The sequence below is a fragment of the Cellulomonas septica genome (genome assembly GCF_012396155.1).
In the GTDB taxonomy this organism is placed as follows: Bacteria; Actinomycetota; Actinomycetes; order Actinomycetales; family Cellulomonadaceae; genus Cellulomonas; species Cellulomonas septica.
Genome location: NZ_JAAXOY010000840.1, coordinates 1 through 1253 on the forward strand (window position 1 = coordinate 1; position 1253 = coordinate 1253).

1 protein-coding gene is annotated in these 1253 nt (G+C 75.0%); it reads left to right on the plus strand.

Annotated features, from left to right (window positions below; genetic code table 11):
- On the plus strand, positions 1 to 1120 hold a 1120-nt coding region (locus HGA02_RS19660), incomplete at its 5' end, for a leucyl aminopeptidase family protein (RefSeq protein WP_168681089.1).
- Positions 1121 to 1253: the final 133 nt, after the last annotated feature.

Consider the following 1253-nt stretch of genomic DNA (forward strand, 5'->3'; position numbering starts at 1 on the left):
CGTCGTCGAGGGCGTCGTGCTCGGGCGCTACCGGTACGACCCGCTACGCACCGAGCCGGACACGGTCGCCGTCGAGCGCCTCGACCTGCGGGTCCCCGACGCCGACGCGTCCGCGGCGCGCGACGGTGCCGCCCGCGGCCTCGTCCTCGCGCGCGCCGCCGCCGTGTCCCGCGACCTCGCGAACACGCCGGCCGGGCACCTCACGGCACCCGACGTGGCCGACGTCGCGCGCCGCCTGGCCGCGGAGGCCGGGCTCGAGATCACCGTGCACGACAAGGCGGCGCTCGTCGGGCTCGGGTGCGGCGGGCTGCTCGGGGTCAACGCGGGGTCGGCCGTAGAACCGCGCATGGTCGTCCTGCACTACGTGCCCGACGGTGACGCGGAGCCCGGCCACCTGGGGTTCGTCGGGAAGGGGATCACGTACGACTCGGGCGGCATCAGCCTCAAGCCGACCAACGCGATGCACGCCGCGATGAAGATGGACATGACCGGCGCGGGCGCGGTGCTCGCCGCGATGACGGTGCTGCGCGAGCTGCGCGTGCCCGTGCGGGTGTCCGCGTACCTCGCGCTCACCGACAACATGCCGTCCGCGACGGCGACCAAGCTGGGCGACGTGCTCGTCACGCGCGCGGGCCGGACGATCGAGGTCGTCAACACCGACGCCGAGGGCCGGCTCGTGATGTCCGACGCGATCACGCTCGCGCAGGAGGACGGGGTCGACGCGATCGTGGACATCGCGACCCTGACCGGTGCGTGCCTCGCGGCTCTCGGGCCGCTCACCGCGGGGCTGCTCGGCAACGACGACCGCGTGCAGGGGCTCGTCGAGGACGCCGCCGACGCGACCGACGAGCGCGTCTGGCGTCTGCCGCTCGACCGCCGGTACCGGTCCTGGATGGACTCCGAGGTCGCCGACATCAAGAACCTCGGCGGGGAGTACGCGGGCGCGATCACCGCGGCGCTCTTCCTCGCGGAGTGGGTCGGCGGGACCCCGTGGGCGCACCTCGACATCGCCGGGCCCATGCGGTCGGAGAAGGACGACGCCTGGCGGACCAAGGGGGCGACCGGGTTTGGCGCGCGGCTGCTCGCGGAGGTCGCGTCGGCGTACCGAGCCCCGGCGTGACCGACCCGCCGCACGGCGACGCGCGCGACGCCGACGAGCGGAGGGCGCTCGTCGTGTCGATCGCCGCGTCCGCCGTCGTCGGCGGCGGTGCGGTCGTCTGGGGCGTGCTCGCGGACTCGGGCGTCCTCGTGTT